Raw genomic sequence first — 21,012 nt, forward strand, 5'->3', positions numbered from 1 at the left:
AATAGTTGAGCGAATGGGCATGGATACCATTGTTTCCACCGACCCGTCCGGGACCAAGGGCGATGCGACGGCGATTCTGATCGTCGACGACCATGCGACCGTGCGTTCCGGTCTGAAGTTGATGATCGACGCGGCGCTCGACAAGGCCTGGGTCCGGGAATGCGCGTCCGTCGGCGAGGCGATCGAGCATCTCGCCGAGGCGCGTTATGATCTCGTGATCCTCGACATGCTCTTGCCGGATTCCGATGCCGGGACGTTGGAGGCCATCGGCAAGGCGGCCGATGGCGCCCGGGTCCTGGTTCTGTCGATGATCGAGGATTCGGATGCGGTTCGGCGTGCCCTGGATGCGGGGGCCAGCGGGTATCTCCCGAAATCGGCCAGCCCGGCGGTCACGGCCCATGCGTTGCGCATCGTGCTTGACGGCGGGGTCTATATCCCGGAGCAGGCGCTTCGCACGGGTCAGGAGACCCGGCCGAGTCACTCGCCGGCCCTGGACCCGTCCGGCGGTTTTCCCACGCCGGACCCGCATGCCGTCGATCGGGCCAAGCTTACGCGCATGCAGCTCAAGGTCTTGAGCGAGATGGCGCGTGGCGCCTCGAACAAGCAAATCGCGGATACGCTCGATCTCTCCGTTTCGACCGTCAAGGCGCATGTCGGCGCCGTGATCCGCAAGCTGGAGGCGCGCAATCGCACCCAGGCCGTGCTGATCGCGCAGAATAGCCGAATTGTCTGACCCGGCGCTTCCGATCCTTTTCACCATCGATGCGACCGGGGTCCTGAGCGAACCGGATGGGCGCGCCCGCGCGATTATCGCCGATCTTCCGCCGTCGCGCCGCGGCCCGGTCGACCGGCTGTTCCAGACCTGCCGCGCGGCGCCGGACGAGGCGACTCGCTCGCTTCTGATCGAGACGCGGGACGAGAGCCGTTGGCATTTGAGCGCGCGGCGCGATCCAACCGGCGATGATGAAAGCGGAGAAGGGGGCGCGCGGCTGATCGGCGTGCTGGTGCCGGCGGAGGGGGCGGCGCGCGTGGCCGAGGTCGATGGCGAGGTTTCGGCCGGTGACGGAAAGCCGTTCCGGGGGCGCACCGCCTTCACCGGCAGCCGCGATCAGGAGCGCCTGATGGTCGCGGCGCTCGACAACACGGCGACCGCGGTCGCGATCTTCGACCGGGCGGCCGACCATCTGATCTATACCAACCAGGCCTTCGAGACCCTGTTCGGCACCGGGCCGGGCGATCGGCCCTGGACCGAGAACGTCGTCGATTGGAATGAGCCGGGAGCCCGGGTCCTGGCCGAATCGACGAAGGCGAACCGTCCCTTCACGGCGATGATGACGGTGCGCAATCCGCGCACGGGCCGGGTGTTTCCGGCCAGCTTCACGGTCGATGTGGTCAAGGATTGGGAAACCGGACAGCCGCGCTATTTCTTCGGCACGGGCACCGACCGCAGCGAGGAATGCGAGCGTCTGCGGGGGCTGCGCGACGCGATCACCGATGAACGACGCGCCCATTCCGGCAAGATCGATTTCATCCGCGCGATCAGTCACGATCTGCGCCAGCCGGTCTTCGCTCTCGGCCTGCTGGCGGAGGCCGCGAAACCGATCCTGGAGCGCGAGAAGCCGGAGATCGCCAACGCCCTTTGGCAATCGGTGGAGGGGCTTCGCCGGATGCTGGAAAGCCTGTTCGAGATGGGTGCCTTGGGCGCCCGCCGCTTGACGCCGAAACCCGAGACGGTGTCGTTCGACCGGCTTTTCCGCCAGGCGACGACCGAGATCGCGCTGCGCGCCAAACAGCGCGGAATTGATCTTCGGATCGGCACGGCGGACGCCGCGCTGCGGTCCGATCCGGTATTGATCGGGCGCATGCTGCGCAATCTGCTGACCAATGCGGTCGAGCATGCCCATGCCTCCAGCATCACGCTCGCGGCCTGGCGGACGGCGGATGGGGTGCGGTTCTCGGTCAGTGACGACGGCATCGGCGTGCCGGCCGACTCGCGCGAGCGCATCTTCGCGGAGTTCGTGCAATTGCACCAGAAGCCGCGGGCCAAGGACATGCCGGAAGGCGGGGGGCTGGGCCAGGGCCTGGGGCTCGGCCTCAGCATCGTGGCCGGGATCGCGGACCTGCTCGGCGGCAGTGTCGCCTTGCGCGCGCCGGAGGAGGGGGGGGCCTGCTTCGTCGTCACGTTGCCCGACCTCTCGACCGAATCGGCGGCCGACACGGTGGACGGCGCGCATATTTGAGGGGCGGGTAGCCGTTCGGCGCGCCAATGCCCCTCCCGTCTATCCTGTCCCCTCCCGCAACACGCCGAGGAAGGCGTCGCCATAGCGTTCCAGCTTGCGGCTGCCCACGCCATGAACCCGGGCCAAGGCCGCGCGGTCGGCCGGCCGGTCGGCGGCGATCTCGATCAGGGTGCGGTCGGGAAAGACGACATAGGCGGGCACGCCCTCGTGCCGGGCGATGGCCAGCCGTTTCTCCTTCAGGCGCGCCAGGAGGTCCGTATCCACCCCTTCCGGCAGGTCGCGGGTACCGCCGCGCGCGCGTTCGCTCCGCCGCGTGGGCTCCAGGCGCAGGCGCACGGCCTCCCCGTCCTTCAGCACCGCGCGGCCGTTCGGCCCGACCCGCCAGGCGCCGTGGTCCGCCGGTTCAAAACCCGCGATGCCGAGCGCGTAGAGTTGGCGGAAGATGCCACGCCACTGCACCTTGGTCCGGTCCGCGCCGACGCCGAAGGTGGGCAGCTTGTCATGGCCGAAGCGTTCGATCTTCTCCGTCGCCTCGCCGCGCAGCAGGTCGATCAGATGCTCCATGCCGAAGCGCTCGCCCGTGCGCAGGATGGCCGAAAGCGCCTTCTGCGCCTCGATCGTGCCGTCCATGGTCTCCACCCCGTCGAGGCAGAGATCGCAATTGCCGCACGGGGCCGCATCCGTCTCCCCGAAATAGGCCAACAGCGTCTGCCGACGGCAGCGTGGCGCCTCGCACAGCGCGACCAGCGCGTTGAGGCGCTGGCGATCCACGCGCTTGCGTTCTTCCGGCGCCTCGCTCTCGTCGATCTGGCGGCGGCGCAGCCGGATATCGTCGATTCCGTAGAGTGTCAGCGTATCGGCCGGCAGCCCGTCGCGCCCGGCGCGGCCGATCTCCTGGTAATAGGCCTCGACGCTTTTCGGCAGGCCGGCATGGGCGACGAAGCGCACATCGGGCTTGTCGATCCCCATGCCGAAGGCGACGGTGGCGAAGATGACCACGCCGTCGCTGGCGAGGAAACGGTCCTGCACCGCCTCGCGCGCCTCCTTCTCCATGCCGGCGTGATAGGCGTGGGCGTCCACCCCCCTGCCCGCGAGGTCGACCGACAGTTCCTCCGTCTGGCGGCGGGAGTTGCAATAGACGATACCGCTCGCCCCGCGATGCAGCGCCAGGAACTGCTCGATCTGGCGGCGCGGATTGGCCTTGGGCCGCATGGCGAGACGCAGGTTCGGCCGGTCGAAGCCCATCACCAGGATATCCGGCGGGCTTTCGAAAAGCTGGGCGGCGATATCCTCGCGCGTCGCCCGGTCCGCCGTTGCCGTCAGCGCGATCGTCGGCGGCCCGCCGAGCCGCGCGCGCACCGCGCCGAGGCGGGTATATTCCGGGCGGAAATCATGCCCCCATTGCGAGACGCAATGCGCCTCGTCGATGGCCAGAAGGCGCACGTCGCTACGCTCCAGAAGGCGCATGGTCTCCGCGCCGCCCAGCCGTTCGGGCGAGAGATAGAGCAGCCGCAGCCGCCCTTCCGCCAGCGCGGCCAGAACGCGCTCGCGCTCGGCCGGGTCGCTCGCGGAATTGAGGCTCCCGGCTTCCACCCCGGCGGCGCGCAGGGCGGCCACCTGATCGCGCATCAGGGCGATCAGGGGCGAGACCACGACGGTCAGCCCGCCGCGCACGACCGCCGGCAATTGATAGCAGATCGACTTGCCGGCGCCGGTCGGCATGACGGCCAGCAGGTTCTGGTCCCGCATGACACGGGCCAGCGCCGCCTCCTGGCCGGGGCGCAGGCTGTCATAGCCGAACACCTCGCGCAGCGCGCGCATCAGCGCGGCGCGGATCTCCTCGGGCAGATCGGCTGTGGTCTCGGCGCTGGTTTCGTCGGGCATGGGGCGGTCGATCGGGACTGCATGCGGAAGCGGTGTGTGGAGCGCGAGCCTAGCCGCTTCGTCCGGGCCGGGAAAGGCGCCTGGGGAAATCAGCCCTCGCCCCATCGGTATCATTCGGTATGCTGAAGGCCATGAGCGAACTGCGACGAATCCCCCGCACGCCCCCCACGGACCGGGAGGCGGCGGAAGACACCCGGCCGCTTGAGGAATATGTCGGCCAGGAAATCCGGGCCCATCGCAAGCGTCAGGGTATGACCATGGCGGAACTGGCCGCGGCGGCGGAGGTGAGCCAGGGCATGCTCTCCAAGATCGAGAACGGGCAGTCGAGCCCCTCGCTCTCGACCCTCGCCGCGCTGGCCAACGCGCTGTCGGTGCCGATCTCGGGCTTCTTCACGCCGATAGAGTCGGCCCGCGCAGTGAGTTTCATTCCCGCCGGCGAGGGCCGGGTGATGGATCGGCGCGGCACGCGTTCCGGCCATCTCTATCAGCTTCTCGGGGAAGGGGTCGGCGGCGATGTCGGGATGGAGCCCTATCTGATCACGTTGAGTTCGGAGTCCGAAACCTACGATCAGTTCCGGCATGAGGGGGTGGAATTCATCCATGTCCTCTCCGGCGAACTGGTCTATCGCCACGGTGACCGGGATTTTCATATGAAGCCGGGCGATTCGCTGTTCTTCGACGCGGGCGCGCCGCACGGCCCGCGTGAGTTGATCGCGCTGCCGGCGGTCTATCTCTCGATCATGGGCTATAAGGCCGAGGGCGCGATCGCCTGACGGCCGGCTCTTCTCACGCTTCCGGCCGCCAGGCGTCCGGGATATGGCGTGGGCGGCGGCCCGGGACCACCAGCACCAGGTCGAAGCGTTGGTCGAGCGCGGCGAGCGCCGGACGGTGGGTCAGCCAGTGCGCGAAGGCCCGCGCCACGCGGCGGCGCTGCGCCGGCCCCAGGGATTCGGCCGCGCTCGCCAAATCGGGGCGGGCCTTCACCTCGACCGCCGCGATCAAGCCGCCGCGCCGCACGATCAGGTCGATCTCCCCCACCGGGGTTCGCGCGCGCCGGGCGAGCACGCGATAGCCCTTGAGGCGCAGCCACCAGAGCGCCAGCGCCTCCGACCGCCGGCCCCGCCGCTCCGCATGCCGCCGTTTGGCTTGCCCCCGTTCGGCTTGCCCTCGACGGGACGCGCGACCGTTCGCGGAGGCGCTCACGCGTCGTTTCCCCGCTTGGCCACGGCCAGGGCACGGGCATAGATTTCCTTCTTCGGGCGTCCGGCGGCCTCGGCCACCATGTTGGCGGCTTCCTTCACCCGCATGCTGGCCAGCGCGTCGGCGAGCATGCGGTCGATCGCCATGTCGTCCATCGCGTCTTCCGCCGCCTCGGGCGGGCCGACGACGATCACGACCTCGCCCCGGGGCGGTCCGTCCCGTCGATAGGTCCCGGCCAGGGCGGCCGGGCTGCCGTGCCGGTGCTCCTCGTGCAGCTTGGTCAGTTCGCGCATCACCGCGACGCGGCGGTCGGGGGCCAGATGGGCGATATCCTCCAGCGTCGCGGCCAGCCGCGACGGCCCCTCATAGAGGATCGCGCTGGCCCGCGCGGCCAGCACCTCGCCCAGCCATGTGCGCCGCGCGCCCTGCTTGGGCGGGGGGAAGCCGGCGAAGAGGAACCGGTCGCTCGGCAGGCCCGCGCCGGCCAGCGCGGCCAGCGCCGCCGAGGCGCCGGGGATCGGAATCACGGGCAGGCCCTGGGCCACCGCCTCGGCCACCAGCTTGTAGCCGGGATCGGAGACCAGCGGCGTTCCCGCGTCGGAGACCAGCGCCACCGCCTTGCCCTCCGCCACCGCGCGCAGCAGCCCCGGCCGTCGCGCCGCCGCATTGTGGTCATGATAGGGAGTCAGGGTGCCGCTCAGACCATGGGCGGAGAGCAGACGCTGGGTCACGCGCGTGTCCTCGCAGGCGATCATGTCCGCATCGCGCAGCACGTCGAGGGCGCGCAGCGTGATGTCGCGCAGATTGCCGATCGGCACGGCGACGACATAGAGGCCCGGGGCGAGCGTCCGGGTGGGTCGGTGGGCCTCGCCGGCCCGTTCGCTTGCGTTGTCGTCCGCGTCTTCGCGCATTGGTTCGCTTGGCCTTTCCGGCTACCTATAGCATTGTGTCGGTCGCGAATGGACCGGCGATCGGCGGGCGGCTGGAGGCCCGGACGACCCGCGACCCAGAGGAGAGATGACCCCCTTGGCCGACGGATTCTGTTTCCCCTACCGACATTCCCTCCATTCCGGTTCGCCCCGGTGGTGCCTCGGCCGTGTCCTGGCCGCCGCGCTGCTTAGCTTAACGCTGGCCGCCTGCGCGAGCGAGCCCTCGGACGACGCCACCGTCGGCGAGGGGTTGCCGCCGCATTCGCCGGGCGTCGATCCCGGCTCGGCGCCGAACGACACGGCGGCGGCGGCCGACGATCTCTTCGGCGACGAGGGGTTCATGACCCCGGAGGAGATGCGGGACGATGCCCGCGATCCGCGCCGGGAGCATGTGATCGCCCTTATCGTGCCGCTCAGCGGTCAGCATGCCGATGCCGGTCAGGCCCTGCTGGACGGCGCGCAGATGGCGTTCTTCGATCTGCGCAATCAGGAGGCCGTGTTGCGGCCCTTCGACAGCGGCGGGACGCCGGACGGCGCCGCCCGGGCCATGAGCCAGGCGCTGGAGGCCGGGGCCGGCCTCGTTATCGGTCCGTTGCTGGCGCAATCGGTCGAGGCCATTCGCCCGATGGCCGAACGGGCGGGCGTGCCGGTCATCTCCTTCTCCAATTCGCCGGATGTGGCGGGGCCGCCGGTTTATCTCGCGGGTTATGCGCCCCCGGCCCAGGTCGCGCGCGCGATCGGCAACGCGGTCGCCGAGGGGCGCACACGGATCGCCGTGCTGGCGCCGAGCGGTGCTTATGGCGACGCCGTCATCTCCGCCGCGCAGGATGTGGTCGATAGTTATCGGCGCGGCGACCGGCAGGTGCCGCCCGGCATCGCGTCGGCCATCGAATCGGGCCGCCTCGACGGGACATCCACGACGCGGACCGCGCCCGCGGCGGCGGCCGATGTCGTGCCGGGCCTGACCCCGACGCGCGAGGCGCCGCCCGCGCCGGTCGACCTCGCCCGGGTCGCCTATTATGATCCGGGCGCGCCGGACCATAGCGAGGTGATCCAGAGCTTTTCCAACTATCGCCAACGCGTCCAGGCGCTGGAACGTCAGCGCGGCCAGTTGGCGGCCAAGGGGGACGAGGCATCGAAGGCGGCGCTGCGGCGGCTGGAAAACCTGGATACGCTCGGCGATCCGCCGTTCGACGCGGTGCTGCTGCCCGCGCTCAACGCGCAGAGCCTCAAGATCCTGGCCGCCCAGCTTGCCTATTACGATGTGGACGAGCCGGCGGTCCGCCTGCTCGGCCTGCAGCCCTGGGACGGCTTCGGCGATTTGTCGGGGGAGCCGACCCTGATCGGTTCGCGCTATGTCGCGACGCCGGATTCCTATCGCAAGCGCTTCGGCGAGCGCTTCGCCGCGACCTTCGGTCAGCGCCCCTCGCGCCTCGCCTCGCTCGGCTATGACGTGGCGGCGGTGGCGGTCAGCCTCGCCGCGCGCGGGGAGGAACCCGCCCGCTTCAATGCGGAGGCGATCACCAATCCGACGGGCTTCATCGGCGCGGAGGGGCTGTTCCGCTTCACGTCCGACGGCTTGAACGAACGCGGTCTGGCCGTCATTCAGATCACGCCCGAGGGACGCCGCACGATCGATCCGGCGCCGGAAAGCTTTCCGCAGGACCCGGTGGTCGGCGGCGGGGAAACGTCGCCGCCGCTGGAGGAACCGGTTCCCTCCTCCTGACGCGGCGGGGGCCGGGCCGGTATCATGCGGGCGCCTTCCTTCCTTTCCCGATGGCTCGGCGCCGCGGCGCTCTATGGCGACCGGCGCGTGCTGGCGATCGCCGCCATGGGAAGCGCCAGCGGCCTGCCCTATGTGCTGATCGTCTCGACGCTCGGCTATTGGCTGGCGCGGCTGGAGGTCGATCTGGCCGCCATCGGCATCTTCGGGCTGGTGGCGCTGCCCTATGCCTGGAAGGTGCTGTGGGCGCCGGTGATCGACCGGGCGCGGCCGCCCGTGCCGTTTCGCGCGCTCGGCCGGCGGCGCGGTTGGGCGGTGCCGATCCAACTCGCGCTGGCGGGCGCGATCCTCGCGCTCGGCTTCACCGACCCGGCGGAGGCGCCGGCGATGGTCGCCGTCCTCGCGCTCGCCGTGGGCTTCCTGGGGGCGAGCCAGGATGTGGTGATCGACGCGGTGCGCATCGAACTGCTGCGCGAGGACGAGCAGGGCGCCGGCGCGGCCGCGACGCAACTCGGCTGGCGTATCGGCGGGTTGATCGCGGGCGCGGGCGCCATCGGCCTCAGCGATTTCGTCGGCTGGCCGGTGGTCTTCGCGGTCATGGCGGGCGCGGTGCTGGTGGGCATGCTGGCGTTGATCCTGGTGGGCGAGCCGGAGAGCGCCGGCGCGCGCGAGGTGCTGGACGGGCCGCGTCCGGCCCCCGCGACCGCGCTTCGGCGCGCCGTCATCGAACCGTTTCGCGAATTCCTGACCCGGCCGCAGGCGCTGGCGATCCTGGTCTTCGCGTTGCTCTATAAGTTCGGCGACGCGATCGGTGGGGCGATGGCGAACCCCTTCTATGTCGATCTGGGCTTCACCGGCGCGGAGATCGCGGCCGTCACCAAGCTGTTCGGTCTGGGGGCCACGGTCGCGGGCGTGCTGGGGGGTGGTTTGCTGGTCCGGGGCTATGGCCTCTATCCCGCCCTGATGATCGGCGGCGTGGCCCAGGCGGCGACCAATCTCGCCTTCACCTGGCTGGCGCTCGCCGGCACCGATATCGGGGTGCTGACGGTCGCGATCGCCGTCGATAATTTCGCGGGCGGGTTGGGCTCGGCCGCCTTCGTCGCCTATCTTTCCGCGTTGTGCGACGCGCGCTTCACGGCGACGCAATACGCGCTCCTGACATCGGTCATGGCGCAGGGGCGCTCCCTGATGGCGGCGGGCAGCGGGTTCCTCGCCGAATTCCTCGGCTGGCCCGCCTTCTTCGCGACGACCGCGCTGCTGGCGGTGCCAGGGCTGCTTCTCTTGCTCCATCTCATGGCCCGGCGGCCCGAGAGAGCGTAAAATAACCGTCGCCGGCCGGCCGCCGGAATTTCCCTTGCGGGCCGGCATCGAAATCGCCATGTTGCGATGCAATAATTAATGCTGCGGTGCAGCATCATGATAGGATCGATCCCTGGCGCCCGTTCGGCGTGACACCGTCGCATCGTTTCCGGGCGCCCTCAGTACAAGGAAAGACCGGGCAATGAACATCAATCTGGTGACCTGCGGCGAGAATCCGCCGCACGATATCAATGTCATCATCGAGGTGCCGCTGGGCGCCGATCCGGTCAAGTACGAGCTCGACAAGGATTCGGGCGCCCTCTATGTCGACCGTTTCCTGCATACCTCGATGGTCTATCCGGCCAATTACGGGTTCATGCCGCATACCCTGTGCGGTGACGGCGATCCGATCGACGTGCTGGTCCTGGGGCAGGTGCCGGTCGTTCCGGGATGCATCGTGCGCTCCCGCCCGGTCGGCGTCATGCTGATGGAGGATGAGAGCGGCGAGGACGAGAAGATCCTGGCCGTCCCGCACGACAAGCTGCATCCCTATTACGAGAACATCACCGGCTATCGCGATTTGCCGCAGATCCTGATGGATCAAATCGCGCATTTCTTCACGCATTATAAAGACCTCGAGAAGAATAAATGGGCCAAGGTCGCGCGCTGGGGCGGCCCGGACGAGGCGGCCCGGCTGATCGAGCAATCGATCGCGCGCGCCGACGAGAAGGGCTGCGGGCCACGGCGCGCGGCCGCGACGGCCGAACGGATCCTGGCCTCGCGCGAGGCCGATGCGAATTGAGGCGGTGTCCGGCGACGGCCGGCCGCACTATTGGACGGATGACCGGGAATGAGCGGGTTCGAAACGATCGTGGAGAGGCTTGAGATCGTGGAGGGCGATATCACGCGCCTTACGGTCGATGCGATCGTCAATGCCGCGAACGAGAGCCTGCTGGGCGGCGGCGGTGTCGATGGGGCGATCCATCGCGCGGCCGGGCCCGGGCTGCTGGCGGAATGCCGGGAACTCGGCGGGTGCGAGACCGGCTCGGCCAAGATCACCGGCGGGCATCGCCTGACCGCCCGTCACGTGATCCACGCGGTCGGCCCGGTCTGGCACGGCGGCGAGCGGGGCGAGGACGCGCTGCTGGCCGGATGCTACCGCACCGCCCTCGACCTCGCCGCGGCGGCGGGCGCGGAAAGTATCGCCTTCCCGGCGATTTCCTGCGGGGTCTACCGCTTTCCGGTGGCTCGCGCCGCGCGGATCGCGGTCGGCACGGTGGCGGAGAGCCGCCATCTGGCCGCCTCCGACGGTTCGGATCGACCCCAAGGGCGCGGATCGATAAGAAAAGTGCTATTCTGCTGTTTCGGCGAGGAGACGGCCAAAGCCTATCGGGAGGCACTTCGGGAGCTCCGGTAAGCCCATGTCCCTACGCGATCTAGATTCCTTCTTCCATCCGAAGTCGATCGCCCTGGTCGGCGCGTCGAACCGTGACGGGTCCGTCGGGGCGGTGCTGGCCCAGAATCTCATGACCGGCGGCTTCGAGGGGCCGATCATGCCGGTCAATCCGAAATACCGCTCGATCGGCGGCGTCTATGCCTGGCCGGATATCGACAGCCTGCCGGAGGCGCCGGAGCTCGCCGTCGTCGCGACGCCGGCGGACGCGGTGGCGGGCGTCATCGGCGAATTGCGCGCGAAGGGCTGCAAGGCCGCCTGCATCATCACCGCCGGATTCGGCGAGGGCGCGGCCGACGCCGAGGGCCGGGCGCGCCGCGCGGCGGTCCTGGAAGCGGCCGGACCGATGCGCCTCCTGGGGCCGAACGTGCTCGGCCTCATGATGCCGGAAACCGGGATCAATGCCAGCTTCGCGCATATCGCCCCGCCGAAGGGCGATCTCGCCTTCGTCTCGCAATCGGGCGCGATGCTGACCTCCGTGCTCGATTGGGCCAGCGGCCAGGGCATCGGCTTCTCCCATCTGATCAGTCTCGGCGACATGATCGATGTCGATTTCGCCGATCTTCTGAACCATCTGACGCGCGATACCTCGGTGCGCGCCATCCTGCTCTATATCGAGGCGATCGGCGACGCGCGGAAATTCATGTCGGCCGCGCGCGCCGCCGCCCGCACCAAGCCCGTCGTCATCATCAAGGCCGGCCGCTTCGCGGAGGGGGCGAAGGCCGCGACCTCCCACACCGGCGCGCTGGCCGGCGCGGACGGCGTCTATGACGCGGCCTTCCGCCGCGCGGGCATGCTGCGCGTCTATGACATGCAGGAACTGTTCGACGCGGTGCAGACGCTGTCCTCCAGCCTGCGGCGCCTCGGCATCCAGGGGCCGCGCGGGGAAGGCGGGGACCGCCTCGCGATCCTGACCAATGGCGGGGGCATCGGCGTGCTGGCGACGGATTCGCTGATGCAGCTTGGCGGGCGTCTCGCCCCGCTCGACGAGAAGACGATCCAGGCGCTCGACGGCGTGTTGCCGCCGACCTGGAGCCACGGCAACCCGGTCGACATCATCGGCGATGCCTCGGGCGCGCGCTATGTCGCCGCGCTCGACGCGCTGCTCAAGGATGAGACCTCCGACGCGGTGCTGGTGATCAACTGCCCGCAGGCGATTTCCAATTCGCGCGAGGCGGCGGAGGCGGTGATCGCCGCCCTGCCGGGCCAGCATAAGCCGGTACTGACCAACTGGCTCGGCGACGAGGCGGCGCGCGCCGCGCGCAAGCGCTTCGCCGAGGCGCGCATCCCCACCTACAACACGGCCGAGGAGGCGGTGCGCGCCTTCATGCATGTCGTGCGCTACGGCCGTAACCAGGCGATGCTGATGCAGGCGCCCGCCGCCGACAGCCTGGACGGCAGGGAGCCCGACCGCGCGGCGGTGCGCGCGATCATCGACGACGCGCTGGCCGAGGGACGCGCCTGGCTCAGCGAGGTCGAGGCGAAGAATGTCCTCGATGCCTATTCCATTCCGGTCGCGCGCACCTACTGCGCCCGCGACGCGGAGGAGGCCTATTGGATCGCGCGCGGCTTCAAGATGGGCGATCTGGTCGCGGTCAAGGTCCTGTCCCGCGATATCACCCATAAATCCGACGTGGGCGGGGTGGTGCTGAATCTGACCACGCCGGAGCAGGTGCGCGAGGCGACGGAGCAGATGTTGACCCGCCTGCACCGCGATTATCCGGACGCGGTGATCGAGGGGGTCAGCGTGCAGGAGATGATCAGCCGCCCCGGCGCCCACGAACTCATCGTCGGCCTCAACGAGGACCCGCAATTCGGCCCGGTCGTGCTGTTCGGGCGCGGCGGCAAGGAGGTCGAGGTGATCGGCGACACCGCGACCGGCCTGCCGCCGTTGAACGATGTGCTGGCGGAAGGCTTGATCGAGGAGACGGCCGTCTATCGCCTGTTGAAGGGATTCCGGGACACGCCGCCCTCCGATCTGCCGGCGATCCGCCGGGCGCTGATCCGGGTCGGGCAACTCGCGATCGATTTCGCGGAGGTCAAGGAGCTCGACATCAACCCGCTGATCGCGGACGCGGACGGGGTGGTCGCGCTCGACGCGCGCATCCGGATCGCGGCCGACGACCGGCCGGCGCGCGAGCGGCTCGCCATCCGCCCCTATCCGCGCGAGTTGGAAGGGGAGGTGAGCCCGCGCGACGGCGATCCGATCCGCCTCCGCCCGGTGCGGCCGGAGGACAAGGACGCGTTGATGGAACTGGTCGATCGCTGCGACGCGGAGGATATCCGCTTCCGCTTCCTGCATCCGATGAAGCGCCTGCCGGACCAGCTCGCCGCCCGTCTCTCGCAGATCGATTACGCGCGCGAGATGGCCTTCGTCGCCCTCGTGCACGAGGACGACCCGGCCGAACATATCGCGGGCGTCGTGCGCCTGTTCGCCGACGCGGACCTGGAGACGGCGGAATACGCCATCCTGCTGCGGCGCGATCTGAAGGGAAAAGGGCTGGGCTATGCCTTGATGCAACGGCTGATCGACTATGCCCGGGGCGTCGGGATCGGCCTGCTGCATGGCGATGTGCTGTCGGACAACCGGCCGATGCTGGATCTCTGCGCGGATCTGGGGTTCGAGGCGCGCGAGCAGGCGGACGATCCCGGCGTGACCCGGGTCAGTCTCGACCTGGACGCGGCGGCCGGAAGGACGCCGGCGAAGCTTCCGGCCCCGGCCGACGCCGAGTGACGCGCGGCGCGCCGGCCCGCCATGCGCGGGCGGCGGGGCCAAGGCGGCGACGGGGCAGATTGATTGCAACGCGGGAAGCGCGTATAGACCCGCGCGACATTTCTCAAGAACAGGCGAACTTTCAATGACCGACGGTGCGACCAAGCTAGCCGACGCGCTGCGCAACATCGCCATCATCGCCCATGTCGATCATGGCAAGACGACGTTGGTGGACCGGCTGTTGCAGCAATCCGGCGCGGTGCGCGCCAACCAGGCGCTGGCCGAGCGCGCCATGGACTCCAACGACCTGGAGCGCGAGCGCGGTATCACCATCCTGGCCAAATGCACCTCCGTCGAATGGCGAGGGCTGCGCTTCAACATCGTCGATACCCCCGGCCATGCGGACTTCGGCGGCGAGGTGGAGCGCATCCTCTCCATGGTCGATGGCGCGCTGCTGCTGGTCGATGCCTCCGACGGGCCGATGCCGCAGACCAAGTTCGTGCTGATGAAGGCGCTCTCGCTCGGCCTGAAGCCGATCGTCGTCGTCAACAAGGTGGACAAGCCCGACGCGCGGCCGGACTGGGTGGTGGATCAGATCTTCGACCTCTTCGCCGCGCTGGACGCGGACGAGGAGCAGTTGGATTTCCCCGTCCTCTACGCCTCCGCCAAGGAGGGGTGGGCCGCCCACGCGCTGGACGACCCGCGCGAGAACATGACGCCGCTGTTCGAAACGGTGATGGAGAAGGTGCGCGCGCCGGTCGCCGACCCGGACGGCCCCTTCCGCATGCTGGCCACGACGCTGGAGAACGACCCCTATCTCGGCCGTATCCTGACGGGACGGATCGAATCCGGCGTGGTTTCGATGAACCAGACCGTCCACACGCTGGCCCGCGACGGGCGGGAACTGGAGCGCGCGCGGCTGACCAAGCTGTTGGCCTTCCGGGGCCTCGACCGCGTGCCGGTGGAGCGCGCGGAGGCGGGCGATATCGTGTGCGTCGCCGGCCTCGCCAAGACCACGGTCGCCGATACGATCTGCGAGCAGGGGGTGAAGGACCCGATCCCGGCGCGCCCGATCTCGCCGCCCACAATGGCGATGACGGTTTCCGTCAACGACAGCCCGCTGGCCGGCCGCGAGGGCGACAAGCTGACCGGCCGCATGATCGGCGATCGCCTGGCCCGCGAATCGGAGGGCAATGTCGCGATCCGCGTCACCGAGACGACGGACAAGGACGCCTACGAGGTCGCCGGGCGCGGTGAATTGCAACTCGGCGTATTGCTGGAAACCATGCGGCGCGAGGGCTTCGAGCTTACCGTCGGCCCGCCCCGCGTGCTGTTCCAGAAGGGCGAGGGCGGCGAGACGCTGGAGCCGATGGAGGAAGTCCAGATCGATGTCGACGAGGAATTCTCCGGCGTCGTCGTCGAGAAGCTGGGCCTGCGCAAGGGCGAGCTGCAGGAGATGAAGCCGTCGGGCGGCGGCAAGATCCGTCTCGTCTTCGCGATCCCGTCGCGCGGACTGATCGGCTATCAGGGGGAATTCCTGGCCGACACGCGCGGCACCGGCATCATCTCGCGCCTCTATACCGGCGCCGCTCCCTATAAGGGGCCGATCCCGGGCCGGCGCGAGGGCGTGCTGATCTCGGCCGAGCAGGGCCGCGCCGTCGCCTATGCGCTGTGGAACCTGGAGGAACGCGGCCCCCTCTTCATCGGGGCGGGCGAGGATGTCTATCCCGGCATGATCCTGGGGGAGCACAACAAGGGCTCCGACCTCGAGGTCAATCCGCTCAAGGGCAAGCAATTGACCAATATCCGCGCGGCCGGCAAGGACGACGCGGTCCGTCTGACCAACCCGATCCGCCGCACCTTGGAGGAGGCGCTCGCCTATATCGAGGATGACGAGCGCGTCGAGGTCACGCCCAAGTCGATCCGTCTGCGCAAGGCCATCCTGGACCCGCACGAGCGCAAGAAGGAACGCCGCCGCCGGGAGCAGGGGGCGGCCTGACGCCCCCGGTCGCCCGCATCCTTTGACAGCGGGGACCGTTCAGAAATCGTAGCAGCGGCCCGCCTTCTCCCAATCGCCGTAGCGGGTGGGCTCCAGCCCTTGGGGACCGCCGGTCTCGCGCGGTTTCTGGCCGCTGGCCTCGGCCTGGAGGCGCCATCTGCGGCCCGCCTCCTCCGCCTTCAATTCGGCCAGACGGCGGGCGTCGACGCCCTTGACCTCCGGGTCGATCAGCGGTGCCTCGCCCGCGTCGACCGCGGCTTGGGAGGCGGCGCGCGCCTGCTCCGCCACCGGGGGGCGCTTGGTTTCGGCGGCACCCTGCGCGGCGGGCTTCTTGCTCTCCGGGCTCTGCCCGGCCTTCAGCAGGTCTTTCAGCGTTTTCATGGCCCCTTCGATATGGCGCCGGACGGGGCCTTGGCAAGCCCTATCGGGCAAGAGGACGACGGCCGGGAATCGCTTGAATCGGCCCTCGATTTTCCCATTTACCATTGGATTTCGGCAATGGGCCCGGGATGGGCCCGAAAACGGGCGAGGACGAGGGAACGCGATGAACTGGGTACGGACCGGCCTTCTGATGGCGGGGCTGACCGCGCTGTTCGTGGGCTGCGGCTATCTGGTCGGCGGCGAGGGCGGGATGCTGATCGCGCTCGCCTTCGCGGGCTTCGGCAACATCTTCGCCTATTGGAACGCGGACAAGATCGTGCTGCGCATGTATGGCGCGCGCGAGGTGGACCGGCGCACGGCCCCCGATCTCGTCGGCTTGGTGGAGCAATTGGCCGCGCGCGCGGAATTGCCCATGCCCAAGGTCTATATCATCGAGAACGACCAGCCGAACGCCTTCGCCACCGGCCGCAATCCGGAGAACGCCGCCGTCGCGGCCACGACGGGCCTGCTGCAAATGTTGAGCCACGAGGAGGTGGCCGGCGTCATGGCGCACGAGCTCGCCCATGTGAAGAACCGCGACACCTTGATCATGACGGTGACGGCGACGCTGGCCGGCGCGATCTCCGCGCTGGCCAATATCGCGATGTTCGCGCAGATCTTCGGTGGCGACAATCGCAACAACCCGCTGGGATTCGTCGGCATCCTGCTGGTGATGGTCCTGGGGCCGATCGCGGCGATGCTGGTGCAGATGGCGATCAGCCGGTCGCGGGAATATGGCGCCGACCGGATCGGCGCGGAAATCTGCGGTCAGCCGCTCTGGCTCGCCTCGGCGCTGGAGAAGATGCAGCGCGCGGCGGAGCGTACCGACATGGACACCGCCGAGCGCAATCCCGCGACGGCGCAGATGTTCATCGTCAACCCGCTACATGCCCGCGCCTTGGACGGCCTCTTCTCCACCCACCCCAAGACCGAGGAGCGCATCCGCCGCCTGCGCCTCATGGCGGGCGAGGCCCGGCCCTGGGGCTGAGACCAGGAGTGCCTGGAGAAGGACGTCACGAACCACGGGGCGTCTTGAGCACCATGTCGAGCCCCCAACTGATTTCGTTCGTGCCGGCGAGATAGAGCACCGCGATCAAGCCGACGGTCACGGCGAACTGAAACCCCATCGCCCAATCGGAAAGGAAGGCCCGGATCGATCCGCCGGGCCGGTCCCGGCCGCGTCCGATCCTGATATCCGTGCGTTCGGGAAGGCTTTCGACGCCGTATTTCTCCAGGAACCGTTGCCCCTGGTTGAAGAAATGCCAGGCCAGATTGGCATCCGAGGTATGGCGGACCCAGATATTGCGCAGCCACCATCCATGCCCGACGACGACCAGCAGCCCGACCAGCAGCGGCAATATCTCGAACCCGCGATAGATCGCGGCGGCGAGCAGGGTCCAGAGACCGATGGTGATCTTCCATTCATAGGACCGGCGCGCGTCCCACCGCCCGAATCCGATCTCCGCCATCCGGATGCAGGCATTGAATATCCCCATATCCTCCTCGTGACCGGCACCCCGGTCCCGTTTCGGCGGGAGCGGGGCGTCGTCCAGGACGTGGTCGACGATATCTTCCGGATTCGGGGGCATGGCGTTATTCCCGTCGCGCCTCGATCCTCCGCCGTCGGCCTCGACGCCGACACGGCCCGGTGGGGAGGCGTGTCGTCACCGGGAAGCGGCCTCGCGGGCAAGCTAACAGCCGGTCGGTGGCACGCCCAGCCATTTGCACGTACCCGTGCGCGGGCTTTGACCACCGCCCGCGAAGCGCCTAAAGCAAGGGCCATGCGGGACAGTCAAACATTCGAGAATGATGGGGCACGGGAAAGCGGCGGCCTTGCCGCGCGGCGGGCGGCGTTCCTGCTGCTCGATGCCGTGCTGACGCGCCGGCAGGCGCTCGACGACGCGTTGGAGCGGGCGACCGCCCCCACCGGCGCGCTCGCCGAGGTGCCGGAGGCGCGCGACCGGGGCTTCGCGCGCACGATGGTTCTGACCGTTCTGCGCCGGTTGGGACAGATCGACCAATTGATCGACCGCTACATGGCGCACGAGCCCAAGGGGAAGGCGCAGTCGGTGCGGCATATCCTGCGGCTCGGCACGGCGCAGATCATCTTCCTGGGCACGCCGCCGCACGCGGCCGTGGACACCTCGGTCGCGCTGGCGGTCGCCCTGCGGCTCGGCGCGTTCAAGGGGCTGGTCAACGCGATCCTGCGGCGCATCGCCAAGGAGGGCACGGCGATCGCCCGCAAGCAGGAACCCGGGCGCCTCAACAGCCCCGCATGGCTGCGCGAGCGCTGGATCGCGGCCTATGGCGAGGCGGCGGCCCGCGCGATCGGAGAGGCGCATCTGGGCGAGCCGCCGCTGGACCTCACGTTGGCCGACGCATCGACGGGCGCCGATTGGGCTGCGCGTCTGGGCGGGCAGCTTCTGGACCGCGCGGGCACGGTCCGTCTGGCCCAGACCGGCGATGTGCGGGCGCTTCCCGGCTTCGCGGAGGGGGCGTGGTGGGTGCAGGACGCCGCCGCCGCCCTGCCCGCGCGCCTGCTGGCGGAGGCCGCCGGCGGCCTTGCCGACAAGCGGGTGATCGACCTGTGCGCCGCGCCGGGCGGCAAGACGGCGCAACTGGCCGCCATGGGGGCGTCGGTGACGGCGCTCGACCGCTCCGCGCCGCGCCTGAGGCGGCTGTCGGAGAATCTGGCGCGCCTCTCCCTGACGGCGGAGGTGGTGACGGCCGACGCCGCCGAATGGCGCCCCGAGGTGCCGGTGGACGCCATTCTGCTGGATGCGCCGTGCAGCGCGACCGGGACCCTGCGCCGTCATCCGGATATCGCGCATCTCAAGGGACAGGGCGATGTCGACCGGTTGGCGGCCCTGCAACGCCGCTTGATCGCGGCGGCGGCCGATATGCTCAATCCCGGCGGGGTGTTGGTTTACGCCACTTGCTCCCTCCAGCCGGAGGAGGGGGAGGAGGCGGTGGAAGCCGCGCTCGCCGACGGCCTGCCGCTGGAACGGATCGTGGAAGCGCCGGCCGCGCTGGGCGGGTTCAGGGAGGCCTTGCGCCGCGACGGTTCGGTGCGCACGCTTCCCTATCTGCGGGGCGAGGAAGGTGGCTGCGACGGCTTCTTCATCGCGCGGCTCAGGAAACGGCCGGGCTGACGGGCGCGACGGGGCGCACGCTCCCGCCGAAACGCTCAGGGAAGGGACGGCGCCCATGCGGCTCAAGGATAAAATCGCCATCGTGACGGGGGCCGCCTCCGGCTTCGGGGAAGGCATCGCGCGGCGCTTCGCCGCCGAGGGCGCGAAGGTCGTCATCGCCGACATCCAGGAGGAAGCCGGCCGCCGCGTCGCGGCGGAGATCGGCCCCGCCGCGCGCTTCGCCCGCTGCGACGTCACCGACGCGGATGACTGGCGGGCGACGGTCGCGGCGGCGGTGGAGGGCTTCGGGCGCCTCGACATCGTCGTCAACAATGCGGGCTACAGCCATTATAACCGCCCGATGCTTGAGGTGGACGAGGCCGAGTTCGACTGCGTCTACGCCGTCAATGTGAAGGGTCTCTTCCTTTCCGCCCATGCGGTGCTGCCGGTCTTCCGCGCGCAGGGCGACGGCGGCGTCTTCCTGACCATCGCCTCCACGGCGGGCGTGCGGCCCCGGCCCGGATTGGCCTGGTACAACAGTTCCAAGTTCGCGGCGATCGGGGTGACGAAATCGATGGCGATCGAACTCGCGCCCGAGAAGATCCGCGTCAACGCGATCAATCCCGTGGCGGGGGAGACGCCGTTGCTGGAACGCTTCATGGGCGAGGACACGCCGGAGAAGCGCGCCGCCTTCAAGGCGAGCGTGCCGCTCGGCCGCCTGTCCACCCCCGCCGACATCGCCAACGCCGCCCTTTTCCTGTGCGAGGGCCAGTCGGAATTCCTGACCGGCCTGTGCCTGGAGGTGGATGGCGGCCGCTGCATCTGACCGCCGACCGGATCAAAGCGCCTTTCCGACCATCCGGCGCAGGGCGTCCGGCACCGGACGCGCCGCCATCGTCCCAGGACTGGAGGGGGGAAGGGGGCTGGAGGGATGAGGCGTGGGGTCGGGGACGGGCGCGCCCCAGACTTGCGCGCTCGGCAGAACGCCGGCCCAGCAGGTGGCGATCTCGTAATCCTCGGCGTCGTCCTCCGGCGGGCCGGCCGATATCTTGGCCGACGCGGTCTCGATATCCATCGCGACGACCGTGGTCGCCTTCAATTCCCTTGCGGTGTTGGGGCGCAGCTCCTGCCCACGCCCCGGCACCAGGATATCCATCAAGCGGTCGAGCGCCGCTTCCTTCTCGACCGCGTCCTCGACCGCCCGCGCGCGGCCGAAGACCATCGCCGCGCGGTAATTGGCCGAATGGTTGAAGGCCGACCGCGCGAGGACGAGGCCGTCGAACAGCGTGACCGTGACGCAGACCGGCACCGCCTGCTTCACCGCGCGTAGCATCCGGCTGGCGGCGGAGCCGTGCCAGTAGAGCCGCTCCCCCTCCCGCCAATGCATGGTCGGCGTGACATAGGGCTGGCCGTCGATGACATAGCCGACATGGCAGACCCGCGCGGCATCCAGGATGGCATGCACGCTTTCCCGGTCGTAACGGCCGTGCTCATGCACGCGCTTCACCCGGTTTCGCGGCTCGACGGGATAGGCGTCGGGCGCGGCGCTCATGCCGTGAACTCGTAGAGGTTCCAACTGGTCTTCGCGCCGATCCGGTCATAGAGCACGCGGGCACGGTAATTGTCGTCGGCGGTGATCCAGCGGATCCTGGGCCAACCGCGTTCGGCGGCGATGGATTTCAGCCGGTCGAACAGCGCCTCGCCCACCCGCGCGCCGCGCGCAGGCGGATCGACGAACAAGTCGTCCAGGAAGCCGATGGTCGTGGCGCGCAGCGGGCTCGGCATCGCGCGGAAATGGGCGAGGCCGAGAAGCGCGCCCTCGCGCTCCGCCACCAGCCCCTCCAATAGATGCGCCTCGTTCGTCAGCCAGGACCAGACGGTGGCCAGACTCTCCTCCGTCATCGCCACCTTGTAGAAATCGCCATAGCCGCGATAGAGCCGCGACCAGGCCCCGAAATCCTGCGGCCGCACCTCGCGTATCGTCACCGTCATCGCCTTTTCCTCCGATGAGTGGGGCCGTC

19 protein-coding genes are annotated in these 21,012 nt (G+C 69.3%); 12 read left to right on the forward strand and 7 right to left on the reverse strand.

Annotated features, from left to right (window positions below; all coding sequences use genetic code 11):
* Nucleotides 1–19: 19 nt before the first annotated feature.
* A complete protein-coding gene (locus KAJ83_RS17200) occupies nt 20–733 on the forward strand; it encodes a response regulator (RefSeq protein ID WP_210683347.1) in 714 nt (237 codons plus the stop codon).
* Nucleotides 726–2,240, forward strand: coding sequence for a PAS domain-containing sensor histidine kinase (locus tag KAJ83_RS17205; protein WP_210683348.1), 1,515 nt, complete (start codon nt 726–728; stop codon nt 2,238–2,240). The genes KAJ83_RS17200 and KAJ83_RS17205 overlap by 8 nt, the downstream gene beginning before the upstream one ends.
* A gap of 39 nt (nt 2,241–2,279) precedes the next feature.
* Here KAJ83_RS17205 and recQ read toward each other — a convergent pair whose 3' ends face one another.
* A complete protein-coding gene (gene recQ, locus KAJ83_RS17210; protein WP_210683349.1) occupies nt 2,280–4,124 on the reverse strand; it encodes a DNA helicase RecQ in 1,845 nt (614 codons plus the stop codon).
* Between the two features lie 131 nt (nt 4,125–4,255).
* Here recQ and KAJ83_RS17215 point away from each other — a divergent pair, with 131 nt between their 5' ends.
* Complete coding sequence (locus tag KAJ83_RS17215; protein ID WP_210683350.1) at nt 4,256–4,897, forward strand: helix-turn-helix domain-containing protein; 642 nt, start codon at nt 4,256–4,258, stop codon at nt 4,895–4,897.
* A gap of 13 nt (nt 4,898–4,910) precedes the next feature.
* Here KAJ83_RS17215 and KAJ83_RS17220 read toward each other — a convergent pair whose 3' ends face one another.
* Nucleotides 4,911–5,327 carry a YraN family protein gene (locus KAJ83_RS17220; RefSeq protein ID WP_210683351.1) on the reverse strand — a complete coding sequence of 139 codons (417 nt, stop codon included), beginning with the start codon at nt 5,325–5,327 and terminating at the stop codon, nt 4,911–4,913.
* Complete coding sequence (gene rsmI, locus KAJ83_RS17225) at nt 5,324–6,235, reverse strand: 16S rRNA (cytidine(1402)-2'-O)-methyltransferase (RefSeq protein WP_210683352.1); 912 nt, start codon at nt 6,233–6,235, stop codon at nt 5,324–5,326. Before rsmI ends, KAJ83_RS17220 begins: the two co-directional genes overlap by 4 nt.
* A gap of 115 nt (nt 6,236–6,350) precedes the next feature.
* On the opposite strand from rsmI, the gene KAJ83_RS17230 reads away from it, so the two are divergent.
* From KAJ83_RS17230 to typA, 6 genes are all read left to right on the forward strand, one after another.
* Nucleotides 6,351–7,979 (forward strand): penicillin-binding protein activator, encoded by a 1,629-nt coding sequence (locus KAJ83_RS17230; protein WP_210683353.1) that lies wholly within the window; start codon nt 6,351–6,353, stop codon nt 7,977–7,979.
* Nucleotides 7,980–8,003: 24 nt separating this feature from the next.
* A complete protein-coding gene (locus KAJ83_RS17235; RefSeq protein WP_210683354.1) occupies nt 8,004–9,296 on the forward strand; it encodes an AmpG family muropeptide MFS transporter in 1,293 nt (430 codons plus the stop codon).
* Between the two features lie 181 nt (nt 9,297–9,477).
* Complete coding sequence (gene ppa, locus KAJ83_RS17240) at nt 9,478–10,077, forward strand: inorganic diphosphatase (RefSeq protein ID WP_210683355.1); 600 nt, start codon at nt 9,478–9,480, stop codon at nt 10,075–10,077.
* Nucleotides 10,078–10,125: 48 nt separating this feature from the next.
* Nucleotides 10,126–10,692, forward strand: a complete 567-nt coding sequence (locus KAJ83_RS17245) for an O-acetyl-ADP-ribose deacetylase (protein ID WP_210683356.1) — start codon at nt 10,126–10,128, stop codon at nt 10,690–10,692.
* Between the two features lie 4 nt (nt 10,693–10,696).
* The gene (locus KAJ83_RS17250; protein ID WP_210683357.1) at nt 10,697–13,462 is read left to right on the forward strand and encodes a bifunctional acetate--CoA ligase family protein/GNAT family N-acetyltransferase; all 2,766 of its coding nucleotides are present in this window, start codon (nt 10,697–10,699) and stop codon (nt 13,460–13,462) included.
* Nucleotides 13,463–13,586: 124 nt separating this feature from the next.
* Nucleotides 13,587–15,440, forward strand: a complete 1,854-nt coding sequence (typA, locus tag KAJ83_RS17255) for a translational GTPase TypA (RefSeq protein ID WP_210683358.1) — start codon at nt 13,587–13,589, stop codon at nt 15,438–15,440.
* A gap of 39 nt (nt 15,441–15,479) precedes the next feature.
* Here the strand turns inward: typA and KAJ83_RS17260 are convergent, their stop codons facing one another.
* On the reverse strand, nt 15,480–15,821 hold the full coding sequence (locus KAJ83_RS17260; protein ID WP_210683359.1) for a DUF1674 domain-containing protein: 342 nt from the start codon (nt 15,819–15,821) through the stop codon (nt 15,480–15,482).
* Nucleotides 15,822–15,984: 163 nt separating this feature from the next.
* On the opposite strand from KAJ83_RS17260, the gene htpX reads away from it, so the two are divergent.
* On the forward strand, nt 15,985–16,848 hold the full coding sequence (gene htpX, locus KAJ83_RS17265; RefSeq protein ID WP_210683360.1) for a zinc metalloprotease HtpX: 864 nt from the start codon (nt 15,985–15,987) through the stop codon (nt 16,846–16,848).
* Between the two features lie 25 nt (nt 16,849–16,873).
* On the opposite strand, the gene KAJ83_RS17270 is transcribed toward htpX, so the two are convergent.
* Nucleotides 16,874–17,449, reverse strand: coding sequence for a hypothetical protein (locus tag KAJ83_RS17270; RefSeq protein WP_210683361.1), 576 nt, complete (start codon nt 17,447–17,449; stop codon nt 16,874–16,876).
* 192 nt (nt 17,450–17,641) lie between these two features.
* Between KAJ83_RS17270 and rsmB the strand changes: the two genes are divergently transcribed.
* Both rsmB and KAJ83_RS17280 read left to right on the forward strand, forming a co-directional pair.
* Nucleotides 17,642–19,012, forward strand: coding sequence for a 16S rRNA (cytosine(967)-C(5))-methyltransferase RsmB (rsmB, locus tag KAJ83_RS17275; protein WP_210683362.1), 1,371 nt, complete (start codon nt 17,642–17,644; stop codon nt 19,010–19,012).
* Nucleotides 19,013–19,067: 55 nt separating this feature from the next.
* Nucleotides 19,068–19,817 carry a glucose 1-dehydrogenase gene (locus tag KAJ83_RS17280; RefSeq protein ID WP_210683363.1) on the forward strand — a complete coding sequence of 250 codons (750 nt, stop codon included), beginning with the start codon at nt 19,068–19,070 and terminating at the stop codon, nt 19,815–19,817.
* Between the two features lie 12 nt (nt 19,818–19,829).
* Here the strand turns inward: KAJ83_RS17280 and KAJ83_RS17285 are convergent, their stop codons facing one another.
* Both KAJ83_RS17285 and KAJ83_RS17290 read right to left on the reverse strand, forming a co-directional pair.
* A complete protein-coding gene (locus KAJ83_RS17285) occupies nt 19,830–20,543 on the reverse strand; it encodes a pyridoxamine 5'-phosphate oxidase family protein (RefSeq protein WP_210683364.1) in 714 nt (237 codons plus the stop codon).
* The gene (locus KAJ83_RS17290; protein WP_210683365.1) at nt 20,540–20,983 is read right to left on the reverse strand and encodes a GNAT family N-acetyltransferase; all 444 of its coding nucleotides are present in this window, start codon (nt 20,981–20,983) and stop codon (nt 20,540–20,542) included. The genes KAJ83_RS17285 and KAJ83_RS17290 overlap by 4 nt, the downstream gene beginning before the upstream one ends.
* Between the last annotated feature and the right edge of the window lie 29 nt (nt 20,984–21,012).

The sequence above is a fragment of the Marivibrio halodurans genome, assembly GCF_017963645.1.
In the GTDB taxonomy this organism is placed as follows: domain Bacteria; phylum Pseudomonadota; class Alphaproteobacteria; order UBA8366; family Aestuariispiraceae; genus Marivibrio; species Marivibrio halodurans.

What these genes read in the sequence shown, in the direction of transcription:
- rsmB (WP_210683362.1), top strand. Translation starts at nt 17,642, where the DNA reads ATGCGGGACAGTCAAACATTCGAGAATGATGGGGCACGGGAAAGCGGC.
- ppa (WP_210683355.1), top strand. Translation starts at nt 9,478, where the DNA reads ATGAACATCAATCTGGTGACCTGCGGCGAGAATCCGCCGCACGATATC.
- KAJ83_RS17245 (WP_210683356.1), top strand. Translation starts at nt 10,126, where the DNA reads ATGAGCGGGTTCGAAACGATCGTGGAGAGGCTTGAGATCGTGGAGGGC.
- KAJ83_RS17285 (WP_210683364.1), bottom strand. Translation starts at nt 20,543, where the DNA reads ATGAGCGCCGCGCCCGACGCCTATCCCGTCGAGCCGCGAAACCGGGTG.
- KAJ83_RS17215 (WP_210683350.1), top strand. Translation starts at nt 4,256, where the DNA reads ATGAGCGAACTGCGACGAATCCCCCGCACGCCCCCCACGGACCGGGAG.
- KAJ83_RS17200 (WP_210683347.1), top strand. Translation starts at nt 20, where the DNA reads ATGGATACCATTGTTTCCACCGACCCGTCCGGGACCAAGGGCGATGCG.
- KAJ83_RS17290 (WP_210683365.1), bottom strand. Translation starts at nt 20,983, where the DNA reads ATGACGGTGACGATACGCGAGGTGCGGCCGCAGGATTTCGGGGCCTGG.
- typA (WP_210683358.1), top strand. Translation starts at nt 13,587, where the DNA reads ATGACCGACGGTGCGACCAAGCTAGCCGACGCGCTGCGCAACATCGCC.
- KAJ83_RS17270 (WP_210683361.1), bottom strand. Translation starts at nt 17,449, where the DNA reads ATGCCCCCGAATCCGGAAGATATCGTCGACCACGTCCTGGACGACGCC.
- rsmI (WP_210683352.1), bottom strand. Translation starts at nt 6,235, where the DNA reads ATGCGCGAAGACGCGGACGACAACGCAAGCGAACGGGCCGGCGAGGCC.
- KAJ83_RS17260 (WP_210683359.1), bottom strand. Translation starts at nt 15,821, where the DNA reads ATGAAAACGCTGAAAGACCTGCTGAAGGCCGGGCAGAGCCCGGAGAGC.
- KAJ83_RS17280 (WP_210683363.1), top strand. Translation starts at nt 19,068, where the DNA reads ATGCGGCTCAAGGATAAAATCGCCATCGTGACGGGGGCCGCCTCCGGC.
- KAJ83_RS17250 (WP_210683357.1), top strand. Translation starts at nt 10,697, where the DNA reads ATGTCCCTACGCGATCTAGATTCCTTCTTCCATCCGAAGTCGATCGCC.
- KAJ83_RS17235 (WP_210683354.1), top strand. Translation starts at nt 8,004, where the DNA reads ATGCGGGCGCCTTCCTTCCTTTCCCGATGGCTCGGCGCCGCGGCGCTC.
- htpX (WP_210683360.1), top strand. Translation starts at nt 15,985, where the DNA reads ATGAACTGGGTACGGACCGGCCTTCTGATGGCGGGGCTGACCGCGCTG.
- recQ (WP_210683349.1), bottom strand. Translation starts at nt 4,124, where the DNA reads ATGCCCGACGAAACCAGCGCCGAGACCACAGCCGATCTGCCCGAGGAG.